Source organism: Streptomyces sp. NPDC054847, from assembly GCF_053610925.1.
The window spans coordinates 1-5,460 of sequence record NZ_JBSGZJ010000473.1 but is presented as its reverse complement, the minus strand read 5'-3'; the positions used below and the strand labels follow the sequence as shown (position 1 = coordinate 5,460).

The 5,460-nt window shown below is 71.7% G+C and carries 5 protein-coding genes; 1 reads left to right on the top strand and 4 read right to left on the bottom strand.

Annotated elements, in window-relative coordinates; genetic code table 11:
• Positions 1 to 38: 38 nt before the first annotated feature.
• The 4 genes from ACWGH4_RS30380 to mshD form a co-directional block, all read right to left on the bottom strand.
• Positions 39 to 977, bottom strand: coding sequence for an ABC transporter permease (locus ACWGH4_RS30380; RefSeq protein ID WP_453466555.1), 939 nt, complete (start codon positions 975 to 977; stop codon positions 39 to 41).
• Entirely contained in the window at positions 974 to 1,858 is an 885-nt protein-coding gene (locus tag ACWGH4_RS30375) for an ABC transporter ATP-binding protein (protein ID WP_453466553.1), read from the bottom strand. The genes ACWGH4_RS30380 and ACWGH4_RS30375 overlap by 4 nt, the downstream gene beginning before the upstream one ends.
• Positions 1,855 to 2,253, bottom strand: a complete 399-nt coding sequence (locus tag ACWGH4_RS30370; protein ID WP_453466551.1) for a GntR family transcriptional regulator — start codon at positions 2,251 to 2,253, stop codon at positions 1,855 to 1,857. The genes ACWGH4_RS30375 and ACWGH4_RS30370 overlap by 4 nt, the downstream gene beginning before the upstream one ends.
• Before the next feature lie 122 nt (positions 2,254 to 2,375).
• Complete coding sequence (gene mshD, locus ACWGH4_RS30365; RefSeq protein WP_453466549.1) at positions 2,376 to 3,299, bottom strand: mycothiol synthase; 924 nt, start codon at positions 3,297 to 3,299, stop codon at positions 2,376 to 2,378.
• A 266-nt stretch (positions 3,300 to 3,565) separates the two neighbouring features.
• On the opposite strand from mshD, the gene ACWGH4_RS30360 reads away from it, so the two are divergent.
• A complete protein-coding gene (locus ACWGH4_RS30360) occupies positions 3,566 to 5,386 on the top strand; it encodes a bifunctional metallophosphatase/5'-nucleotidase (protein WP_453466546.1) in 1,821 nt (606 codons plus the stop codon).
• Positions 5,387 to 5,460 lie beyond the last annotated feature (74 nt).

The following is a 5,460-nucleotide window of genomic DNA, read 5'->3' as shown; positions in this document are numbered from 1 at the left end:
GGGTCGCTCCCCGGGGGCCGTACTGCCCGGCGGGCGGGTCAGGCGTGGCGGCGGCGGAAGACCCGGAAGGCCGCGTAGGCCGCCGCGGCGGCGAGTGCGAGGACGATGCCGGTCTCGACGAGCTGGAGCGGCCACAGGTGCGAGAAGGGGTGGTGGTCCTGATAGACGCCGGTGACATCGTGCCGTGCAGCGCAGGCCTCGTAACCGGGCTCGAAGCACAGGCTGTCCGGCAGGCGCTCGCCGGTGGAGGTCAGCAGGCCCCGGTCCAGGATGAATTCGTCGTACCCCCGGACATTGGGGTCCGTGTTCTGCCGTTCGACGGTGACGGACGGCCACAGGCGGCCCCACAGCGCGGCCATGACCACCATGACGGTCCCGGTCGTGAGGCCCGCGACGGACATCGCGATCAGGGTGCGGCGCACCAGCAGGCCGGCGAGGGCGCCGACGGCGACCGCGAGGAGACCGTAGGCGAGCAGGGTCGGCCCGAGGACGAGGAACACCTGCCGCTCATACCAGCCCAGCCGGTGGTCCCAGGACACCGGACCCCACAGGACCCGGAAGAGGACGGTCACGCCCACGGTGGTGACGGCGACGGCCGCCGCGGGCACGGCGACCTTCGCGGTGAACCAGCGGACAGGTGGCAGCGACTGCGACCAGACCAGCTTGTACGTCCCGCTCTCCAGCTCCCGGCCGATCACCGGTCCCGCCACGAGGGCGGCGACGAGCAGCGGCAGCAGCAGGGCGGCGTTCGTGAGGAAGTCGGCGACGGCGGCGAGCCCGCCCTGGTAGGCGAAGCGTGTGAAGAGGCCGCCGGTGTCGTCGTACGAGCTCGTCCCGTACGCGATCCGCAGCCCGGCCGTGACGGCCGCCGCGGCAGCCAGCAGCGCGGCCGCGGTGCTCAGGATGCGGCGGTGCTGGTGGACGACGACCCAGGTGATGCCCCGCAGCCGTGGGCGGGACGTGGTGAGCGCGCTCATGCGGCCGCCACCTCCGCGCTCGGGGTCAGCAGCGCCGGGGCGTCGGGGCTGCGCAGATGTGCCATGAGCAGTTCCTCCAGGGACGGCCTCGCGGCCTGCCAGCCGCCGCCGACCGCGCGGGACCCCCGTACCAGCGCGGTCAGCTGACGGCCCGTCGTGCGTGATTCGACGACGGTGTGGTCGGGCAGGTCGGCGACCGGCCCGGTGAGCAGGGTGTGGGCGGCGATCAGGTCCTCCGTCTCGCCGGCGAGGCGCACCCGGCCGCCGTCGACGAGGAGCACGTAGTCGCAGGTGGTCTCCAGCTCGGACAGGATGTGCGAGGAGATCACGATGGTGGTGCCGTGGTCGGCGGCCTCCGTCATCAGGGCGGCCATCAGCCGGTGCCGTGCCAGCGGGTCGAGGTCGGCCATCGGCTCGTCCAGCAGCATCAGTTCGGGGCGTTTGCCGAGCGCGAGGGCGAGGGCGACGCGGGTGCGCTGTCCGCCGGAGAGGCCCCGGATCCGGGCGCGGGGGTCGAGACCGCCCTCCTCGACGATCCGTTCCGCGACGGTCGCGTCCCACCGGCCGGGGTTGAGCTCCCGCCCCAGCCGCAGTGTCTCGCGGACCGTCAACTGCGGGTACAGCGGCTTGTCCTGGGCGACGTAGGCGAGGCGTGCGCGTACGTCGGAGGGTGTGCCGCCGAGGACCCGCAGCACCCCGTCGCCCGGCCGGAGCAGACCCGCCACGAGGGCGAGCAGCGTGGACTTGCCGGCTCCGTTGGGTCCGGCGAGGGCGCAGACGCGGCCGACCGGTATGCGGAACGAGCAGTCGTGCAGGGCCCGGCGGCCCCGCTTCCCGTAGGCCAGGCCGAGGCCCGTCGCCTCGATCGCGGTCGCCGTCATGCGCCGTCCCCCTTGTGGTCGTCCTGTGTGCGCTCCTCCAGCACGGAGGTGATCAGCGCCGTGATGTCGTCCGGCTCGAGCCCGGCGTCGCGCGCCCGGTCGACCCAGTCGGCGAGTTCGGCCCGCAGCGGGGTGTCGGCGGCCTGGCCGCCGAGGGTGCGGGTGATGAACGTGCCGAGGCCCCGGCGTGCCTCGACGAGCCCTTCGCGCTCCAGTTCGCGGTAGGCCTTGAGCACGGTGTTCGGGTTGATCGCGGTGGCCTCGACGACCTCGCGGGCCGTCGGCAGCCTGTCGCCGGGCTCCAGCAGGCCGAGCCGCAGGGCCTGTTTGGTCTGCTGGACGATCTGGAGGTAGGTGGCGACTCCGCTGCGCCGGTCGATCCGGAACTCGACCATGTCGGTGCACCACCCTTTCACTAGTTGAGTAGTGGAATAGTGATGCAGAAAGGGGGCGGTGTCAACGGACACCGCTCCTTGTCCGCCCGAGTGCTGCCCGGAAGGCCGCCCCCGAGCCGCTGTCATGACTCCGTGCGGTACATCAGGTCGACCTCGTGGGTGGCGAAGCCGAGCTGCTCGTACACGCGCAGCGCGGCGGGGTTGTCGGCGTCGACGTAGAGCATCGCGGTCGGCATGCCCTGCGCGGCGAGGTGCCGCAGGCCGGTGGCGGTGAGGGCCTTGCCCAGGCCGCCGCCCTGGGCGTCGGGGCGGATGCCGACCACGTACACCTCGCCGAGCTGCTCCTCGGCGTGGATCTTCGTCCAGTGGAAGCCGACGATCTCGCCGCCCCGCTCGGCCAGGAAGAAGCCCTTCGGGTCGAACCACGGCTCGGCCTTGCGGTCGTCGAGGTCCCGCTGGGTCAGGGAGCCCTGCTCCGGGTGGTGGGCGAAGGCGGCGGCGTTCACGGCGAGCCACGCGGCGTCGTCCTCGCCGGGCCGGAAGGTCCGCACGGTGACGCCGGCCGGGTAGACCGGTTCGGGGATGTCCCGCAGGTCCAACGGGCGGCGGAGCTGGCGCAGTTCGCGGAAGAGGGTGAGGCCGAGCACCTGGGCGAGGTGCCGTGCGGCCGACTTGCCGCCGTGCGCCCACATCCGCAGCCGCCGGCCGGAGGCGTCCAGGAGCGTCGTGCCCAGCGCCCGTCCGTGCCCGCGGCCCCGGTGGCCGGGGTGGACGACGAGTTCGGCCGCCGGTGCCTCGACGGGGTCGGTGTCCTCCAGCTGGGCGTAGCCGACGAGCTGGTCGCCGACGGTGAGCAGGAAGTGGCGTACGCCTTCCCGCCGCCCGCCGCGCAGCTGCAGCCGGCCCTGCTCGGAGACGGCCTGCATCCCGTCGTTCCGCGCGGCCTCTGTGAGCAGGCCCAGCACGGCCTCCGCCTGCTCGGAGGTGAGCTCGTCGAGGGACTGGATCTGCCGGCCGGGCTCCGGAATCACTGCGTCGATCGTCATGCTTCGAGGGTACGGCGGAGGGGGCGCCGGTCGGCGGCTCGAGAGGCCGGGGGGCCGAAGTGACCGCCACGTGTGCGGAGATATGTCCGTCATGCGGGTGATGGTGCGGTAATCACCCGTTGACGAAAGACGGCAACCAGGTCGTAACCCACATCCCCCTGTCGCGCTACGCGCGTTGACTCTAGGCTGCCGCTCGCGGGGCTGTCCGGCGGGTCATGGCCAGACAGCCCCCGCCCTCACACCACGCTGGACTGACAAGGGGACAGATGTCAGCGACACCTCCCAACCATCGCGCGGCCAAGCGGAACCGCCGCGTGCTCGCGGCCGCCGCCGGTCTCGCGACCGTCGGCGCGCTCATCGCCGCCATGCCGGCCGGCGCCGCCTCCGGCGAGCGCGCCGACCACCGGCCGCACCATGGCCGCACCGTCGATGTGCAGCTGCTCTCCTTCAACGACCTGCACGGCAACCTGGAGCCGCCGGCCGGCTCCGCCGGCAACGTCTCCGAGATCCAGCACGACGGCACGGTCAAGTCCATCCCGGCCGGCGGCGTCGAGTACCTGGCGACGTCGCTGCGCACGGCGCGCCAGGGCAACCCGTACTCCGTCACCGCCGCCGCCGGTGACCTGGTGGGCGCGAGCCCGCTGCTGTCCGGTCTCTTCCACGACGAGCCGACGGTCGAGGCGCTCAACAAGCTCGACCTCGACGTGACGGGCGTGGGCAACCACGAGTTCGACGAGGGCGCCGTCGAGCTGGCCCGCCTGCAGAACGGCGGCTGCCACCCGACGGACGGCTGCTACGAGGAGGGCAAGGAGTTCGAGGGCGCGGACTTCCCCTACCTGGCGGCCAACGTCACCAAGGAGTCCACGGGCAAGCCGATTCTCAAGCCGTACACGGTCTGGGAGAAGGACGGCGTCAAGATCGGCTTCATCGGGGTGACGCTGGAAGGCACGCCGGACATCGTCAGCGCCAACGGCATCAAGGGCCTGGCGTTCCACGACGAGGTCGAGACGATCAACAAGTACGCCCGTGAGCTCGACCGCAAGGGCGTGAAGTCGATCGTCGCGCTCATCCACGAGGGCGGCTCGCCGACGTCGACGTCGTACAACTACGACTGCGACTCGCCGGGTGCGGGCGACGGTATCTCCGGCCCGATCGCGGACATCGCCAAGAACATCACGCCCCGGGTCGACGCGCTGGTCACCGGCCACACCCACCAGGCGTACGTGTGCACGATCCCGGACCCGTCCGGCAAGCCGCGCATGGTCACGTCGGCGTCCTCGTACGGCAAGCTCTACACGGACACGACTCTCACCTACGACCGCCGCACCCAGGACATCGTGCGGACGTCCGTGCAGTCGGCGAACCACGTGGTCAGCCGTGACCAGGCCAAGGCGCAGGACATGACCGACCTGATCACCCGCTGGAACAAGCTGGCCGCGCCGATCGCGAGCCGGCCGCAGGGCTTCATCTCCGCCGACATCAACGGCCGTGGCGCCACCACCCCGGAGAAGCCGCTCGGCGACCTCATCGCGGACGCGCAGCTCGCGGGCCTCGCCCCGGCGGACAAGGGCGGGGCGCAGCTGGCCCTGATGAACCCGGGCGGTATCCGCTCGGACCTGGTGTACAAGGCGTCGGGCAGCGAGGGCGACGGTGTGGTGACGTACGGCGAGGCCTTCACGGTCCAGCCGTTCACCAACATGATGAACGTCGTCGACCTGACGGGCGCCCAGCTGATCACCACGCTCCAGCAGCAGGTCAGCGGCCCGAACGAGGCCTCCCCGAAGATCCTCCAGGTCTCGCAGGGCTTCACGTACACCCTGGACCTGACGAAGACCGGCGCCGACCGGATCGTCGTGGACTCGGTGAAGCTGAACGGCGAGGCGATCGTCCCGTCGAAGACCTACCGCGTCGCGATGAACGAGTTCCTCGCGGGCGGCGGTGACGGCTTCTCCGTCCTGAAGGAGCACACCAACAAGCTGGTGGGCGCCTCCGACCTGGACGTCTTCAACGCCTACCTGGCGGCGAACTCCTCGGCCTCGGCGCCGATCGCGCCGCCGAAGGCCGACCGGATCACGGTCGTTCAGTAGCACCGTCCGGCGATGGGGGCGGCAGGGTGTAGTACTCCCAGGTCGTGACCGAGGTGTCGGCCAGCCGGATCCAC

Excerpts from the sequence above, each read along its gene's own strand:
- ACWGH4_RS30375 (WP_453466553.1), bottom strand. The coding sequence starts at position 1,858 with ATGACGGCGACCGCGATCGAGGCGACGGGCCTCGGCCTGGCCTACGGG.
- ACWGH4_RS30370 (WP_453466551.1), bottom strand. The coding sequence starts at position 2,253 with ATGGTCGAGTTCCGGATCGACCGGCGCAGCGGAGTCGCCACCTACCTC.
- ACWGH4_RS30360 (WP_453466546.1), top strand. The coding sequence starts at position 3,566 with ATGTCAGCGACACCTCCCAACCATCGCGCGGCCAAGCGGAACCGCCGC.
- mshD (WP_453466549.1), bottom strand. The coding sequence starts at position 3,299 with ATGACGATCGACGCAGTGATTCCGGAGCCCGGCCGGCAGATCCAGTCC.
- ACWGH4_RS30380 (WP_453466555.1), bottom strand. The coding sequence starts at position 977 with ATGAGCGCGCTCACCACGTCCCGCCCACGGCTGCGGGGCATCACCTGG.